General features: G+C 28.0%; 15 protein-coding genes. 11 read left to right on the forward strand and 4 right to left on the reverse strand.

The annotated features are described in order from the left end of the window. The first annotated feature begins 209 nt into the window (after positions 1-209). A complete protein-coding gene (gene fba / locus QZ321_RS06790; protein WP_291740861.1) occupies positions 210-1,073 on the forward strand; it encodes a class II fructose-1,6-bisphosphate aldolase in 864 nt (287 codons plus the stop codon). A 52-nt stretch (positions 1,074-1,125) separates the two neighbouring features. Here the strand turns inward: fba and QZ321_RS06795 are convergent, their stop codons facing one another. The 4 genes from QZ321_RS06795 to QZ321_RS06810 all read right to left on the reverse strand — a co-directional run bounded on the left by QZ321_RS06795 (position 1,126) and on the right by QZ321_RS06810 (position 5,254). Beyond that, the gene (locus QZ321_RS06795; protein WP_291746467.1) at positions 1,126-1,947 is read right to left on the reverse strand and encodes a hydroxyethylthiazole kinase; all 822 of its coding nucleotides are present in this window, start codon (positions 1,945-1,947) and stop codon (positions 1,126-1,128) included. A gap of 85 nt (positions 1,948-2,032) precedes the next feature. Beyond that, positions 2,033-2,911, reverse strand: coding sequence for an L-serine ammonia-lyase, iron-sulfur-dependent, subunit alpha (gene sdaAA / locus QZ321_RS06800; RefSeq protein ID WP_291746469.1), 879 nt, complete (start codon positions 2,909-2,911; stop codon positions 2,033-2,035). Between the two features lies 1 nt (position 2,912). Further along, entirely contained in the window at positions 2,913-3,590 is a 678-nt protein-coding gene (gene sdaAB / locus QZ321_RS06805; protein ID WP_291746472.1) for an L-serine ammonia-lyase, iron-sulfur-dependent subunit beta, read from the reverse strand. Positions 3,591-3,757: 167 nt separating this feature from the next. Then, on the reverse strand, positions 3,758-5,254 hold the full coding sequence (locus QZ321_RS06810; RefSeq protein ID WP_291740868.1) for a nucleoside kinase: 1,497 nt from the start codon (positions 5,252-5,254) through the stop codon (positions 3,758-3,760). Positions 5,255-5,532: 278 nt separating this feature from the next. Here QZ321_RS06810 and QZ321_RS06815 point away from each other — a divergent pair, with 278 nt between their 5' ends. The 10 genes from QZ321_RS06815 to QZ321_RS06860 all read left to right on the forward strand — a co-directional run bounded on the left by QZ321_RS06815 (position 5,533) and on the right by QZ321_RS06860 (position 15,903). Next, positions 5,533-6,402, forward strand: a complete 870-nt coding sequence (locus QZ321_RS06815) for a DUF421 domain-containing protein (protein WP_291746475.1) — start codon at positions 5,533-5,535, stop codon at positions 6,400-6,402. Beyond that, a complete protein-coding gene (locus tag QZ321_RS06820; protein ID WP_291740870.1) occupies positions 6,399-6,779 on the forward strand; it encodes a DUF4363 family protein in 381 nt (126 codons plus the stop codon). Before QZ321_RS06815 ends, QZ321_RS06820 begins: the two co-directional genes overlap by 4 nt. A gap of 295 nt (positions 6,780-7,074) precedes the next feature. Continuing rightward, complete coding sequence (locus tag QZ321_RS06825; protein WP_291746478.1) at positions 7,075-8,298, forward strand: argininosuccinate synthase; 1,224 nt, start codon at positions 7,075-7,077, stop codon at positions 8,296-8,298. 1 nt (position 8,299) lies between these two features. Continuing rightward, complete coding sequence (gene argH, locus QZ321_RS06830; RefSeq protein WP_291746483.1) at positions 8,300-9,700, forward strand: argininosuccinate lyase; 1,401 nt, start codon at positions 8,300-8,302, stop codon at positions 9,698-9,700. Then, a complete protein-coding gene (argC, locus tag QZ321_RS06835; RefSeq protein ID WP_291746485.1) occupies positions 9,688-10,722 on the forward strand; it encodes an N-acetyl-gamma-glutamyl-phosphate reductase in 1,035 nt (344 codons plus the stop codon). Before argH ends, argC begins: the two co-directional genes overlap by 13 nt. A gap of 21 nt (positions 10,723-10,743) precedes the next feature. Further along, positions 10,744-11,970 (forward strand): bifunctional ornithine acetyltransferase/N-acetylglutamate synthase, encoded by a 1,227-nt coding sequence (gene argJ, locus QZ321_RS06840; protein WP_291746574.1) that lies wholly within the window; start codon positions 10,744-10,746, stop codon positions 11,968-11,970. 80 nt (positions 11,971-12,050) lie between these two features. Beyond that, the gene (gene argB, locus QZ321_RS06845; RefSeq protein WP_291746487.1) at positions 12,051-12,905 is read left to right on the forward strand and encodes an acetylglutamate kinase; all 855 of its coding nucleotides are present in this window, start codon (positions 12,051-12,053) and stop codon (positions 12,903-12,905) included. Positions 12,906-12,928: 23 nt separating this feature from the next. Next, positions 12,929-14,107, forward strand: coding sequence for an aspartate aminotransferase family protein (locus QZ321_RS06850; RefSeq protein ID WP_291746489.1), 1,179 nt, complete (start codon positions 12,929-12,931; stop codon positions 14,105-14,107). Positions 14,108-14,126: 19 nt separating this feature from the next. Next, positions 14,127-15,047 (forward strand): ornithine carbamoyltransferase, encoded by a 921-nt coding sequence (gene argF, locus QZ321_RS06855; RefSeq protein ID WP_291746491.1) that lies wholly within the window; start codon positions 14,127-14,129, stop codon positions 15,045-15,047. A 211-nt stretch (positions 15,048-15,258) separates the two neighbouring features. Next, positions 15,259-15,903 (forward strand): abortive infection system toxin AbiGii family protein, encoded by a 645-nt coding sequence (locus QZ321_RS06860; protein ID WP_291746494.1) that lies wholly within the window; start codon positions 15,259-15,261, stop codon positions 15,901-15,903. Positions 15,904-16,362: the final 459 nt, after the last annotated feature.

Raw genomic sequence — 16,362 nt, forward strand, 5'->3', positions numbered from 1 at the left:
TTAATTAAATTTTATTTTATAATAATAACATATATTTAAATTATGTTAAGCAATTTAATTGGTAAATTAACTTTTTTGTTTTCATTCTTATTATTTTAAGGTATAATAATTATTGGAGAATAAATTACTATACATAATTGTTAATTTTATAACATTAAGTAAAACTAAAGAATTCTCTATAATATTTTAAATTATATGGAGGTATTGCAATGTTAGTTTCAGCTAAAGAAATGTTAAACAAAGCAAGAGAAGGAAAATACGCTGTTGGTCAATTCAACATCAACAACTTAGAATGGACTAAAGCTATTTTATTAACTGCACAAGAAAATAACTCACCAGTAATCTTAGGAGTATCTGAAGGTGCTGGAAAATATATGTGTGGATACAAAACTATCGTAGGAATGGTTAACGGTATGTTAGAAGAATTAAACATCACTGTACCAGTTGCTCTACACTTAGACCACGGTAGCTACGAAGGATGCTACAAAGCTATGGAAGCTGGATTCTCATCAGTTATGTTTGATGGATCTCACTATCCAATCGCTGAAAACATCGAAAAAACTACTGAATTAGTTAAAGTTACTTCTGAAAGAGGATTATCTTTAGAAGCAGAAGTTGGATCAATCGGTGGAGAAGAAGACGGAGTTGTTGGTAAAGGTGAAGTTGCTGATGCTCAAGAATGTAAAGCAATCGCTGATTTAGGAGTTACTATGTTAGCTGCTGGTATCGGAAACATTCACGGAAAATACCCATCAAACTGGCAAGGACTTGCTTTTGATGCTTTAGAAGAAATCAACAATGCTTGTGGAAACATGCCATTAGTATTACACGGTGGTACTGGAATTCCAGAAGAAATGATTAAGAAAGCTATATCTTTAGGAGTTTCTAAAATCAATGTTAACACTGAATGTCAATTAGCATTCCAAGAAGCTACAAGAGCTTACATTGAAGCTGGAAAAGATAAAGAAGGAAAAGGATTTGACCCAAGAAAATTATTAAATCCTGGATTTGAAGCTATAAAAGCTACAGTTAAAGAAAAAATGGAATTATTCGGATCAATTAACAAAGCTTAATTCCTTTAAATATAAAAAAGAGCATATTTATGCTCTTTTTTATATTTATAATTTATATATCTCTTTTAAAGAAATAACATATATCTCCATAGGATTTTATTTTATCTATATCGATTTTATATATTTCATTTAATATACAAGTTTCTATATCTTTACTCTTTATACTTTTATCATTTTCAAAATTACTTATTACTATTTTTTCCCCAATGTAAAAAGCCATTGTTGCAATTAGTATAGCTTGAATCATTTCTTCTTTACTTTTACAAACTCCAATGCTAACAGCAATCATTCCTGTATATATATCATCTAATATATCACTATTACATAAAATATTTTTATTACTTTTTATAGTAAAATCGCTGTAACCATCAGTAATATAATAATTATCATTTTTTATAATTATTATACTATTATTCTTCTTTGAAAAATTTCTAAACTTCGTTTTGCAATTTTCATTATTTATATCATCTGCTTTATTATCCTCTTGAAATTTTATCAAAGCTTCTATTTCACTTTTTGTTCCTTTAATAACATTAATATTATATCTATTTATAATGCTTAATGCTAAATTTCTTTTGTTAATCATTAAATCTATTCCATTGGCTTCTAATAATACTATTCCTCTTTTATTTACAGCTATCAAAGATTTTTCTATATCTAATATACCTTCTGAATTTAATTCATCAAAAAAAATCAGTAATGTATTTATTAAATCAACTTCTTTATTATCTTTATAACTTAATCTGCCATTATAATGATTAATTGTATCTTTTAAAGTAATCAATCTTTCAGTATTAGCACAACAATAAACAAGAGGTAGCATATTCTTTTGCAAGTCTAATATATATTTTATAGACTCTCCATTAAGCCTCATAGCTCTTCCTCACTTTATTATCTATAGTGCAATCTTTGCCTAACAATATAATATTCGACAAAATACATAACGTGAGGAATATTTTTTACTCTTCTCCAAATACTTTTTTACGTAATTGAAGTCCAGCTTTTGTTATAGCAACTCCACCCATAGCTGTTTCTCTAAGAGCAGATGGAAGACTCTTTCCTACCTTGTACATAGCCGATACAGTATCATCAAATGGTATTTTACTATCTACTCCAGCCATAACCATATCTGCTGTGCAAAGTGCACTTATAGCTCCTGCTGCATTTCTTTTAGCACATGGTATTTCTACAAGCCCTGCTACTGGATCACATACAAGTCCTAATACATTTTTAATAACTATTGCAGCTGCATCTAAACTCATTTTAGGAGTTCCACCCATCATTTCAACAACTGCTGCCGCTCCCATAGCTGCTGCTGAACCACATTCTGCTTGACATCCACCTTCTGCTCCTGAAAGTGTAGCATTCATTCCAATTATCATACCAACAGCTGCTGAAGCAAATAATCCATCTATAAGTTCTTCATCTGTTTTACCTAATTTTTCTCCGGCTGATAAAATTACAGCTGGTAATATACCACAAGAACCTGCTGTTGGACACGCTACTATTCTTCCCATCCCAGCATTTACCTCTGATGATGATAAAGCCATTGCCATAGCCTTTACTGTGACATCTCCAGTTAAGCTTTCTCCCTTTTCTAAATATTTTTGAAGTTTATATCCATCTCCACCAATAAGACCACTTAATGAATATACTTCCTTTTCTCTTCCTTCACTAGCACCACTTTTCATTACCTTTAAGTTTTTTGCCATCTTTTCATATACTTCTTCTCTAGATAACTCTTTAGATTCCATTTCAACTCTTATTGCATATTCACTCAAAGATATATTTTCCTCTTCACATATTCTTAATAACTCTTCACCTGTTCTTGCTAGCATATTATTCACCGTCCTTAATTGGATTAATCATTATTACTTTACTTATACCCTCAATTGCTTTAATATTACCTATTACTTCTGATGGAACTTCATGGTCAACTTCAAATACCATAGTAGCTTCTCTACCCTTTTGATTTCTAAAAACCTTCATAAAAGCAATATTTATATCATTATCATAAAATATTGATGTTACCTTTGATACAACACCTGGAACATCTCTATTTGAAATAATAACAGTAGGATAAGCTCCTGTAAACTTAACTAAATTTCCATTAACAGAGTTAATTTCTATACTTCCTCCACCAATAGATGAACCTATAATTTCATATGTACCTTCTTTGCCCTTTATAACAAATTTAACAGTATTAGGATGAACATCTCCTAAATCAGCTTCTCTAAATCTTATTTTTAATCCCATTTCTCTAGCTATTTCTAAAGAATCCCTAAGTCTCAAATCACTAGGCTCCATTCCTAATATTCCAGCTACTAATGCTCTATCAGTTCCATGCCCCTTATATGTTTTAGCAAATGATCCATGTAAATAAAAGGTCACATCCTCTACATCTCCTCCAGTAACAGCCCTTGCAACTTTTCCAAGCCTTGCAGCTCCTGCTGTATGAGATGATGATGGACCAACCATTATTGGACCTAATATATCAAAAACTCCTACACTTTTCATATTAAAACCTCCAAAATTATTATGTTAAGTATGTAAAATAAATTAAATAATAATTATATTATTATAATTTATAAGTGAAGAGTTAAAATGAAAATTATATATTTAAGATTAATTTTTATTATCATTTTTACCTCTTCACTAATTATTTTTTATCTAAAATCTAATTTTTAATATTTATAAAAAATACTTCCTCCAATAAATTCTCTTAAAATTGAATTTTGTGGAACTATTTCTTTATCAACATCTCTAAAGAAATTTAATAATCCCTTTAATCTTTTAACCTCATCATAAACTATACTATCTTCTTTAACTTTATCAAGTTCTTGAATTGCATATTTCTTTAAAACACATAATTCATAAACTAAAGTAGAATTAAACATTACATCTGCTTCTTCTTGATAAACAAAAATATTCTTTTGTTCACCTCTTTTTATTTTATGCCACATTTTTAATGTATCTTCAGCCCCGTGTCCTCTTGATAATTGATCTCTAACAATTCTTCTAATTTTTCTTACATCTGTAGTAGTTATTCTGTTATGATTATCTAAATTTAATTGAGTTAATGCTGAAATATATACCCTAAACTTATACTTTTCATCTATGTGAGAAGTTAGTATAGGATTTAATCCATGAATTCCCTCTACTATAATAACTCCATTTTCAGGTAACTTGACTTTCTTACCTACCCATTCTCTTTCACCTTTTATAAAATTAAACTCAGGTATTTCAACTTCCTCACCTTGCAATATTGCATTCAAATGCTTATTAAACAATTCTGTATCTACTGAACCAATAGTTTCAAAATCATACTCTCCATTTTCATCTATTGGAGTTTGATCTCTATTTACAAAATAATCATCTAAAGATATTGGCACTGGTGTAATACCATTAACTCTTAATTGAATTCCTAATCTATTTGCAAATGTTGTTTTTCCTGAAGAGCTTGGTCCTGCTATTAATACTAATTTAATTTCCTCTTTTGAGCTAATTTTATCTGCTATTTCTGCTATTTTCTTTTCATGTAAAGCTTCAGAAACCATTAATAAATTTATTAACTCACCTTTATCAATTTTATCATTAAGAGCTCCCACATTTTTAACATCTAAAATATCTAACCATTTTGCAGTTTCTCTAAATATCTTAGTTATTTTCTTTTGCTCTACAAACTTTGTTAAGGTATAATTTTCATAATCATTAGGTCTTGTTAATATAAATCCATTTTCATAATAAATTAAATCAAAAGCCTTTATATCACTTGTTCTTTTAGTCATATTTCCATAAAAATAATCATATCTTCCATCTAATTCATAAAGATTAACTGTTTTAAAGTTAACTTGTTCTAATAAAAGTACCTTATCATTCATATTATAAGATTTAAAAATATTAATTGCCTCTTCTTTTGCTACCTTAATTTTATTAATAGGTAAATCTCTGTCTATTAACTCTTGCATTTTTTTCTTTATACTTTCTATATCATTTTCATCAAGTTCGCTTTTTTTAGATACTTCTCCAAATATCCCCTTACCAATGCTATGTTGAATTTTTATTTTAGCATCTGGAAATAAATCCAATGTTGCTTTAATAAAAATAAATTGTAATGTTCTACTATAGTCTTTTTCAATAGATTCATTTTTTTTATTTAATAAATTACTATTTTCTTTCATCTATTACTCCACCCTTCTAAACCCTTATAATACCATTGCTTAATTAAAAAAATCATATTATAAAAATTTGTGAAAAATTTTGTTTCATTATAAGTTTTTTAATTAATTCTTCATACTCTTATTATATACTGGTTTGAAAATTATTCTATTATTTTATCGATTAAAATCACTATTTTTCTAAAATTTATAACTTTAAATATTAAATATAAAATTTAAGTCCTTATTTGGAATAAAAGTATTTTTTTATACAAACACTAAAAATTAGAGGTGATTTTTTTATGTTCATTGTACTAATAAGAACTATCTTTTTATATTTCTTAGTAATACTTGTAATGAGACTTATGGGTAAAAGGCAAATTGGAGAATTACAACCTTATGAATTTGTTATAACAATAATGATCTCTGATTTAGCAGCTCTTCCAATGCAAGATACTAGATTACCCTTAATTCTTGGCATTATTCCAATTATTACTTTACTATTTATTAAAACAATCTTAACTCAATTACAGCTTAAAAGTCAGTTTACTAGAAAAATATTAGAAGGTGAACCTTGTATATTAGTTTGCAAGGGGAAAATAAATTATCAAGCCTTAAAAAGACAGCAAATTAATTTAGATGAACTTATGGAAGAGCTAAGACTTGCGGGTTATTTTGATTTAAATGAAATTCAATATGCCATTTTAGAAAATAATGGTCAATTATCCTTTTTAACATCCCAAAGCAATATGGGTGGTGGTTCTAGTAATACTTCTTGTGATACAAATACGCAACCATTATCATCAGGAAGTCAAAAATCAACTAATAATCAAACTACTCCAAGTTGTAGTCAAAATACTAATGGTAACCACTCTAGAAATGAAAATTCTTCTAAAAATAATAAAAAAAATAATGCTTATGCTAATGACAATACTTCTAGTAACAATTCAAATAAGCCACCTATGCTCCCTATAATTTATGTATTAGATGGACATATTAATAAAAACTCACTTACAACAAGCGGTAAAAATAAATCTTGGATTGAACATGAATTAAAAAAACATAATATAAACTCAATTAAAGATGTTTTAATTGCAATGAAAGATACACAGGGTAAATTTGTTTATCAATTATATGACAAACAAACAGAAGATAAAGGAGTAAAAAAATGAAAAATTCATTATTCTCTATTTTTTTATTTATATTGCTCGTAAGCTTTTTAAGTTATGCTGATATAAGCTTTAAAAATATGTGTACTGATGTTATAGAAAGATGCGATAAAATGGAAGAAACTTTAGATTATTCATCTAAAGAAAAAAATTTTGAAGATGCCTTAGAAATTTTCAATCTTATTAAAGATAAAGATCAAATAGCATCTATATACATAAACCATGTGGATTATGATTCTATGTTAAACGAAGCTTTAAAGTTAACTGTCTATATTGAAAAAGATGATTTAGCTGAAGCTGAAGCATCACTTCATTTATTAAAATATACTACAGATTATATGAAAAAACTCCAAGTACCCACTATAGAAAATATTTTCTAAAGAGATAATTAAAAAATTATCTCTTTAAATTTTATTTATGAATAAAATTAATCATTTTTTCATAAACATTTTTATCCAGATTACTAATTTATAATTTTAATTAATATCTTAAATAATTATTATGAGAAATTTATAAAAATCTTAAATTAACCATTGCATAATTATTCATTATTTCATATAATCATTAACAACAAACCATTTTCCAAATAATGTAAAAGTTAATTGATTGCTAGTTATAAATTTACTATGTATTTTAACTACTTATCATTAATTAACTAAAAAGGGGGCTCTATATATGAAAAAATTTAACAAAGTAATTTTAGCTTATTCTGGGGGATTAGATACATCAATTATAATTTCATGGCTTAAAGAAACTTATGGTTGTGAAGTTGTTGCTGTTGTTGGAAATGTTGGTCAAGCTGATGAATTAGAAGGATTAGAAGAAAAAGCATTAAAAACTGGCGCATCAAAAATTTATATTGAAGATTTAACAAAGGAATTTGTTTACGATTATATCTTCCCTACAATTAAGGCAGGAGCTATATATGAAGGTAAGTATCTATTAGGAACTTCTTTTGCTAGACCTTTAATCGGAAAAAGACTTGTAGAAATTGCAGAAAAAGAAGGTGCGGATGCAATCTGCCATGGTTGTACCGGTAAAGGAAATGACCAAGTTCGTTTTGAACTTGCAGTTAAAAACTTTGCACCTGACATGCCAATTATAGCACCTTGGAGAATTTGGGATATTAAATCTCGTGAAGAAGAAATTCAATATGCCTTAGACAGAGAAATTCCAATAAAAATTACTTATGAAACTAACTATAGTAAAGATAAAAACTTATGGCATTTAAGTCATGAAGGTTTAGATTTAGAATTTCCTGAAAATGAACCTAAATATGATAAGATTTTAGAAATGTGTAATACACTCGAAAATGCTCCAAACAAAGCAACTTATATTACTTTAACTTTTGAAAAAGGTATACCAGTTGCTCTTAATGGAAAGAAAATGGATGGTGTTGAGCTAATTGAAACGTTAAATAAAATCGGTGGTGAAAATGCAATTGGCATCATAGACATGGTAGAAAACAGACTTGTTGGAATGAAATCAAGAGGCGTTTATGAAACTCCAGGTGGAACTATTTTATATAAAGCTCATGCTGACTTAGAAGAAATTTGTTTAGATAAAGCTACTCATCACTTTAAACAAACAATTGCATTAAAATTTGCAGACTTAGTTTATAATGGTGAATGGTTTACTCCACTTAGAGAAAGTCTTTCTGCTTTTGTTGATAAAACTCAAGAAACTGTTAGTGGTGAAGTTAAACTTAAATTATATAAAGGCAATATTGTTAATGCCGGAATGACATCTCCTTATTCATTATACAGCGAAGAATATGCTACCTTTGGTGAAGATGGTGTATATAATCAAAAAGATTCTGAAGGCTTCATTAATCTTTATGGTTTACCAATTGTAGTAAATTCAAAAATGAAAGATTCCCTAAAGAAACAGGATAAATAAAATGAAGCTTTGGGGTGGAAGATTTACAGAAGGAGTTAATGAGTTAGTTAATACCTTTAACTCCTCAATTTCAATTGATTCAAGAATGTATAAGGAAGATATAGAAGGAAGCCTAGCTCATGTTAAAATGCTTGGAAAACAAGGAATTATTCCTTTAGAAGATAGCCAAAAAATAGTTGAAGGTTTAAGGGAAATATTAATAAGAATTAAAAGTGGAACTATACAAATAGATAAAGAATCTGAAGATATTCATAGCTTTATTGAAAGTATATTAACTTATTATATCGGTGATGAAGGTAAAAAACTTCACACAGGAAGAAGTAGAAATGATCAAGTTACTTTAGATACTAAACTTTATTTAAAAAAATATATAAAAGTTTTAATAAATGAGTTGCTTAATCTTCATGAAACTTTACTTGAAAAAGCTAATGAAAATATAAATACCATTATGCCTGGATATACCCACATGCAAAAGGCTCAACCTATTACTTTTGCACATCATATTCTAGCATATTGTGAAATGTTTAAAAGAGATATCGGAAGGCTTTTTGATTCTTATAAAAGACTTGATGAAATGCCACTTGGAAGTGGTGCATTAGCTACATCTACATATCCTATTGATAGGGAGTTTGTAGCTTCTGAGCTTGGTTTTTCTAAAATAACTCTTAATAGTTTAGATTCCGTTTCAGATAGAGATTATGCTATAGAAACCTTATCTGCATTGTCACTAATAATGATGCATCTATCAAGGTTTTCAGAAGAAATTATACTATGGTGTACTGGCGAATTTAATTTTATAGAACTTAATGATAGTTACAGTACAGGGAGTAGCATAATGCCTCAAAAGAAAAACCCTGATGTTGCAGAGCTTGTTAGAGGAAAAACAGGAAGAGTTTATGGTGATTTAATGACACTTCTTAATGTTATGAAAGGAATACCTTTAGCTTACAATAAAGATATGCAAGAAGATAAAGAAGCATTATTTGATGGCTTAGATACTGCCCTTCTTTCCCTTCAAACTTTTAATGGAATGATTAAAACTATGAAAGTAAAAAAAGGTAATATGAAAAAGTCTGCATCTGGAGGTTTTACTAACGCTACTGATGTTGCTGATTACCTTGTAAAAAAAGGTATGGCATTTAGAAATGCTCATGAAGTTGTAGGAAAAATTGTTCTTTATTGCATAGATAAAAATATTGCTATAGATGATTTGAGTATTGAAGAATTTAAAAATTTCTCATCAGTTTTTGAAGAAGATATATATAAAGCAATAGATTTATTAACTTGTGTTGAAGAAAGAAGCGTAATTGGTGGTCCTAGCTCTTCATCAGTTAAAATGCAAATTGAAATTTTAGAAAAATTTATAAAAGAAAATAAGGAGAATTTATCATGTTTAAAGTAGGTATTATTGGAGCAACAGGCTATGTTGGAGTTGAATTGTTAAGACTTTTACTTAATCATGATAAAGTTACAGTTACTGCTATCTCCTCCTCTACTTTTAAAGATGAGGAGATAAGTTCTGTATATAAAAGTTTTTTCAATAAAACAGCTTTAATTTGTAAAGATAAAAATGATGTTATAGATAAATGTGATGTTATATTTACTGCTCTTCCTCATGGATTAAGTGAAGAAATAGCAATTGAAGCAATAAATAAAAATAAAAAGGTTATTGACCTTGGGGCTGATTTTAGGTTAGATTCTGAAGATTCATATGAAAAATGGTATGGTAAAAAATTTATATGTAAAAACCTTCATAAAGACAGCATATATGGATTACCAGAATTTAATGGTTCTAAAATTAATGAATTTAATATAATTGCAAATCCTGGTTGTTATCCAACAAGTATTTCTCTTGGTATTATGCCTTTATTAAAAAATAATTTAATCAATACTAAAAACATAATTTGTGATTCAAAATCAGGAATTACTGGTGCTGGAAGGGGACTTTCCTTAAAAAGCCACTTTGCAGAAGCAAACGAAAACTTTTCTGCGTATGCAATTGGTAGTCATAGACATACTCCTGAAATTGAACAAGTCTTATCATATATGGCAAATGAAGATGTAGAAGTAACATTTACTCCTCACTTATTACCCATTAATAGAGGAATACTCTCTACAATTTATTGTGAGCCTAAAAATCAACTTACCTTAGAAGAAATTCACAAAATATATAAAAAACAATATGAAAACGAAGAATTTGTCCATGTACTTCCACTTGGTCAAGCTGCTGAAATAAAACATGTTAAATATACAAACAATTGTCATATTTCAATTCATGAAAATTATAGAAAAAATAAAATAGTAATTGTTAGTATTATAGATAACATGGTCAAAGGAGCTGCTGGGCAAGCAATTCAAAATATGAATATTATGCTTGGTTTACCTGAGAATACAGGACTTAAACTAATAGCTCCAAGCTTTTAAATAAAGGATGTGAATTTATTGATAAAAATAGATGAAAACTTAAGCATTACTTCGCCAATTGGTTTTAAAGCATCTGGCATTCATTGTGGATTAAAAAAAAGCTTACTAAAAAAAGATTTAGCTTTAATATATTCTGATGTTGTTGCCAATTGCTGTGGAGTTTACACAAAAAATAAAGTAAAAGGAGCTCCCCTTATAGTAACAAAGCAACACTTAGCCAATAAAAAAGCTCAAGCAATAATTATTAATAGTGGAAATGCAAATACCTGTAATGGAGATGATGGTTTATTAAAAGCCCAAAAAATGACAAAACTTTGTTCTAAAGAATTAAACATAAAAAATGATGATGTTTTAGTTGCTTCAACTGGAATAATAGGTGTTCCTCTTAATATAGATGCAATAAAAGATAAAATTCCAGAACTGGTTAACAATTTATCTAATGATATTAAAAGCGCTAAAGATGCTTCTATGGCTATTATGACTACTGATACAGTTGAAAAGCAAGCGGGTGTTGAATTTGAAATCGATGGTAAAAAGATTACCATTTCAGCTATGGCTAAAGGTTCTGGTATGATTCATCCAAATATGGCTACAATGCTTTCATTTATAACTACTGATATTTCAATTTCTCCTGAATTATTAAAAGAAGCATTAAAAGAAAGCGTTAATATATCTTATAACAGAGTAAGTGTAGATGGTGATTCTAGTACTAACGATATGGTTTTAATAATGGCAAATGGTCTTGCTTTAAATAAAACTGTAACTGAAAAAAATGAAGATTATAACTTATTTTTAGATGCATTAATTAATTTAAATATTCATATATCTAAAAAGATTGCAAAAGATGGTGAAGGAGCTACAAAACTTATAGAGTGTACTGTAAAAAATGCAAATTCTATTAAAGACGCTGAAGCCCTTTCAAAAAGTGTAATTACTTCAAGTCTTGTTAAAGCTGCAATCTTTGGTAGTGATGCTAATTGGGGAAGAATCCTTTGCGCATTAGGATATTCAAATGTTGACTTTGATCCTGAAAGGATTGATGTTTCTTTTGCAAGTAATGCCGGTGAAATTCTTGTTTGCCAAAATGGTTCTTCTGTAAACTTTGATGAATCTAAAGCAAAAGAAATATTATTACAAGATGAAATTAAAATTTTAATAAATATGAAACTAGCTTCATCAGAAGCAACAACATGGGGTTGTGATTTAACTTACGATTATGTAAAAATAAACGGAGATTATCGAAGTTAGTAATCTAATTAATTGCACTAATGAACTAATTTTTAAAAATTAGTTCATTAGAAAACCTCATTATTAGGAGGTCTTAATAAGTGAACTACACTCAACATGCAAATATATTAATTCAAGCATTACCATATATTCAAGAATATTATGGTAAAACCATTGTAATTAAATATGGTGGAAATGCTATGATTAATGATGAATTAACTCAAACAGTAATAAATGATATTATCCTTATGAAATGTATAGGAATAAATCCAGTAATAGCTCATGGTGGTGGCCCTGATATTAGCAATACATTAGCTAGAATGAATCATGAAAGTAAATTTATAAATGGATTGAGGTATACTGATGAAACTACAATGACAGTTGCACAAATGGTACTAGCTGGAAAGGTTAATAAAGACTTAGTTAAGCTTATTGAAAAAAATGGTGGTAAAGCAATTGGCTTATCTGGTATTGACGGTTCACTAATAAAAGCTAAAAAACTTAGTTGTGGTGTTGATTTAGGTTTTGTAGGCGAAATAACCTCAATAAATACAGAACTTTTAAACCTTTCGATGCACTCTGGATATATTCCTGTAGTTTCATCTATTGCAATAGGTGCAAATGATAATAATAGTTATAACATAAATGCAGATACCTGTGCTTCAAAAATTGCATCTGCCTTAAAAGCTGAAAAGCTAATTCTTTTAACTGATGTACCTGGTGTAATGCTAGACCAAAATGACCCTTCTACTTTAATTTCAACATTAAGATTGCACCAAATCCCTAAACTAACTGTAGATAAAATAATTAAAGGTGGAATGATTCCTAAAATAAACTGTTGTGTAGAATCCGTAAGAATGGGAGTTAAAAAAGCACATATAATTGATGGCAGAATTAAACACTCTATCTTACTTGAATTATTCTCCGAAAAAGGAATAGGAACAGAAATTTATTAATTAACTTAAATGAGGTGCTTAAAATGACTTTATTTGAACAAGAAAATAAGTATTTAATGAATACTTATAATGCCTTACCAATTGAAATATCCTATGGCCAAGGCTCTTATTTATTTGATAAAAATAATAATAAATATATAGATTTTACTAGTGGAATTGGAGTTAATTCCTTAGGCTATAATAATACAAATTGGAAAAACTCCATAATATCTCAATTAAATAATTTTCAACACTTATCTAATATTTTTACTAATAATTCTACTGTGTCCCTTGCAAAAAAACTTTGTTCCCTTTCTGGAATGAGTAAAGTCTTCTTTGCTAACTCTGGTGCTGAAGCAAATGAATGTGCAATAAAACTTGCTAGAAAATATAGCTTTGATAAGTATGGTGAAGGAAGAGGAACTATTCTTTCATTAAAACAATCCTTTCATGGTAGAACATTAGCAACATTAACTGCAACTGGACAAGATAAATTCCATAATTATTTTTTCCCATTCCCTAATGGATTTAATTATGCAACTGCTAATTCTATTGATGACATAAAAGAAAAGCTTACTTCTGATGTTTGTGCAATAATCATGGAAGCTATCCAAGGAGAAGGTGGGGTTCATCCACTTGATAAAAATTTTGTTACAGAAACCTATAAATTAGCCAAAGAAAAAGATATATTAATAATCTTTGATGAAGTTCAATGTGGAATTGCAAGGACTGGAAACTTATTTGGATATAATAACTTTAACATTGAGCCTGATATAGTAACTTGTGCTAAAGGCTTAGGTGGGGGGCTTCCTATAGGAGCTGTATTATGTAATGAAAATTTATCAACAACCTTTAATATAGGAGATCACGGTTCAACATTTGGTGGAAATCCAGTTATATGTGCAGGTGCATCTTCAGTATTAAATCAACTTTGCAATAATAATTCTTATAGTGAAATTATATTTAAAGGTGAACTAATAAAAGAAAGTATATTAAATGAAAATTTAAAAATAATCAAAGAGGTTCGTGGATTAGGATTAATGCTTGGAATAGAAATAGAAGGGGATTCATCTATTGTTCAAAAAAAATCTCTTGAAAATGGATTATTAGTCTTAACTGCTGGAAAAAACGTAATAAGATTATTACCACCATTAAATATATCAGTCGAAGATGTTAAAGATGGCGTAAAAATATTAATAAAAGTATTGAAAGAATATGAATAATAAAAAGGAGACCTTATTTATGAATAAAGATTTGTTACGTATGGATAATCTTTCAAAAGAAGAAATTTTAGATATATTAAATCTTGCTGATCAATTAAAATATGAGCAAAAGCATGGTATAGAACATCATTTACTAAAAGGCAAATCCTTAGGAATGATTTTTGAAAAAGCATCAACACGTACAAGAGTTTCCTTTGAGGTTGGAATGTATCAACTTGGTGGACATCCCCTATTTTTAAGCTCTAAAGACTTACAAATAGGACGTGGAGAACCTATTCAAGATACAGCTAGAGTTTTATCTAGATATTTAGATGGAATTATGATAAGAACATTTTCTCAAAAGGGAATTGAAACTTTAGCTGAATGCTCTTCTATTCCTATAATTAATGGTTTGACAGATGATGAACACCCATGCCAAGTTTTAGCTGACTTAATGACTATAAGAGAAAAGAAGCTTATTCTTGAAGGATTAAAGGTAGCATATATTGGTGATGGTAATAATATGTGTAACTCTTTAATTGTTGGTTGCTTAACCTTAGGAATGAATGTATCAATTGCAAATCCACTTTCCTATAAACCACCTAAGTATTATATTGAAAAAGGAATTGAATTATCTTATAAAAATGGAGTTTCTTTTGAAATGACAGAATCTCCAGCAGAAGCAGTTAAAAATGCTGATGTAATTATAACTGACGTTTGGGCTAGCATGGGACAAGAAGAAGAAGCTAAAAGACGTCAAATTGATTTTAAAGGCTATCAAATTAATTCTGAGCTAATGAAATTAACAAATCCTAATTCAATCGTTCTTCATTGCCTTCCTGCCCACAGGGGAGAAGAAATTACTGAAGAAGTTTTAGAAGCTAATGCTGATGTAATATTTGAAGAAGCAGAAAATAGACTACATGCACAAAAAGCAGTTTTAGTTAAATTATTGTCTTAATTATTTTAAATTACGTAAAAATGAATTATTTCTTAATGAAATTTATGAAATAATCCATTCTTACGTAATTTTTTAACTTATTTAACACTAGATGTAATTATCAATTGAATACTGTAATACCAAAATATTATATCGTTTACATATTTTTTATTTAATAGTATAATATTTATATAACACATATTTATTTTATACAGAGGAGTTGAGTATTTTTATGAAAAATAAAATGTTAATTAAAATGATATGCTTAGGAATAATTTTTGGTACAAGCATAGAAGCTATACCATCTGCACATACTATTTCTTCACTTTCTAAAGATAAAAATAAAACAATTATCGAAAATAACATACAAATTTTACAAAAAATAAAAAATCTTGAAGCAAAATATGATATTGAAATTACTCCAACTAAAGAAATATCAGCAGATGATATATATTTAATTGAATCATCTATTAAAGATACAATAGAATCACTAAATAAAATTAAAGCTCAATTAAATATTCCTGAAAAAATAAATTTTTTATCAAAAGCCTATCAAAAGTTTAGTGGAACTGCAAAAATAGGAGCTTCTATACCAGCTCTAGGTGTATATAATGTTTATATACCTTATGAATATAATGTAGTACAATCTGGTGGAAATCCTCCTTATTTCTCTTCTGCCTCTACTGGAGTTAGCTATGCAGCAGGCATAGCTATTGGTTCATATTCTCATCAAGACTCTTGGGCTACAATAACTTCTCAATCAGGTAGGATTAATAACGTTTTAGAATTACGTGCTAAAGGAACTATAGTTTATTCAGTAAGCGGTGTAAATATAACATTGCCTAATCAAGTATTTTTAAAAAGATTTTATTTATAATTAAACACAATGAATATAACGAATCTCAAAAAATATTTTAATATTAAATTTTTAAATTCATCCTTTTGGTTAACATTAATTTTAGCATACGTAATTCCTACAAAAACTTATAATATATATGGATTTCCCTTTAAATTTTTTAAAATTTTTCCTGAGTCTCGTGAGAATTCCTTGATTTTCTGTTCAGAATTTCAAATTTTATCTTTCTTAACAAATGTGATTATTGTTTTCATAGCATTAAACCTATTAAATAACTTAATTTATATTATAAAAAAATTACTTACTTCAAATAAAGAAAATATTAAATAATTAGATACATTATTTTATTATATTAGCTTAAATTTTAAATCATATTATATAAAAAAGAGCTGTTATTTATATTAAAATTTTTTAATGTAAATACAGCTTCTTTTTATTATAAAATTTTTATTAACAAACTATATAAAAGTATATTTAAAA

It is taken from the genome of uncultured Clostridium sp., assembly GCF_910588715.1.
Classification (GTDB): Bacteria; Bacillota; Clostridia; order Clostridiales; family Clostridiaceae; genus Clostridium.

What these genes read in the sequence shown, in the direction of transcription:
- fba (WP_291740861.1), top strand. Translation starts at nt 210, where the DNA reads ATGTTAGTTTCAGCTAAAGAAATGTTAAACAAAGCAAGAGAAGGAAAA.
- QZ321_RS06795 (WP_291746467.1), bottom strand. Translation starts at nt 1,947, where the DNA reads ATGAGGCTTAATGGAGAGTCTATAAAATATATATTAGACTTGCAAAAG.
- sdaAA (WP_291746469.1), bottom strand. Translation starts at nt 2,911, where the DNA reads ATGCTAGCAAGAACAGGTGAAGAGTTATTAAGAATATGTGAAGAGGAA.
- sdaAB (WP_291746472.1), bottom strand. Translation starts at nt 3,590, where the DNA reads ATGAAAAGTGTAGGAGTTTTTGATATATTAGGTCCAATAATGGTTGGT.
- QZ321_RS06810 (WP_291740868.1), bottom strand. Translation starts at nt 5,254, where the DNA reads ATGAAAGAAAATAGTAATTTATTAAATAAAAAAAATGAATCTATTGAA.
- QZ321_RS06815 (WP_291746475.1), top strand. Translation starts at nt 5,533, where the DNA reads ATGTTCATTGTACTAATAAGAACTATCTTTTTATATTTCTTAGTAATA.
- QZ321_RS06820 (WP_291740870.1), top strand. Translation starts at nt 6,399, where the DNA reads ATGAAAAATTCATTATTCTCTATTTTTTTATTTATATTGCTCGTAAGC.
- QZ321_RS06825 (WP_291746478.1), top strand. Translation starts at nt 7,075, where the DNA reads ATGAAAAAATTTAACAAAGTAATTTTAGCTTATTCTGGGGGATTAGAT.
- argH (WP_291746483.1), top strand. Translation starts at nt 8,300, where the DNA reads ATGAAGCTTTGGGGTGGAAGATTTACAGAAGGAGTTAATGAGTTAGTT.
- argC (WP_291746485.1), top strand. Translation starts at nt 9,688, where the DNA reads ATGTTTAAAGTAGGTATTATTGGAGCAACAGGCTATGTTGGAGTTGAA.
- QZ321_RS06850 (WP_291746489.1), top strand. Translation starts at nt 12,929, where the DNA reads ATGACTTTATTTGAACAAGAAAATAAGTATTTAATGAATACTTATAAT.
- argF (WP_291746491.1), top strand. Translation starts at nt 14,127, where the DNA reads ATGAATAAAGATTTGTTACGTATGGATAATCTTTCAAAAGAAGAAATT.
- QZ321_RS06860 (WP_291746494.1), top strand. Translation starts at nt 15,259, where the DNA reads ATGAAAAATAAAATGTTAATTAAAATGATATGCTTAGGAATAATTTTT.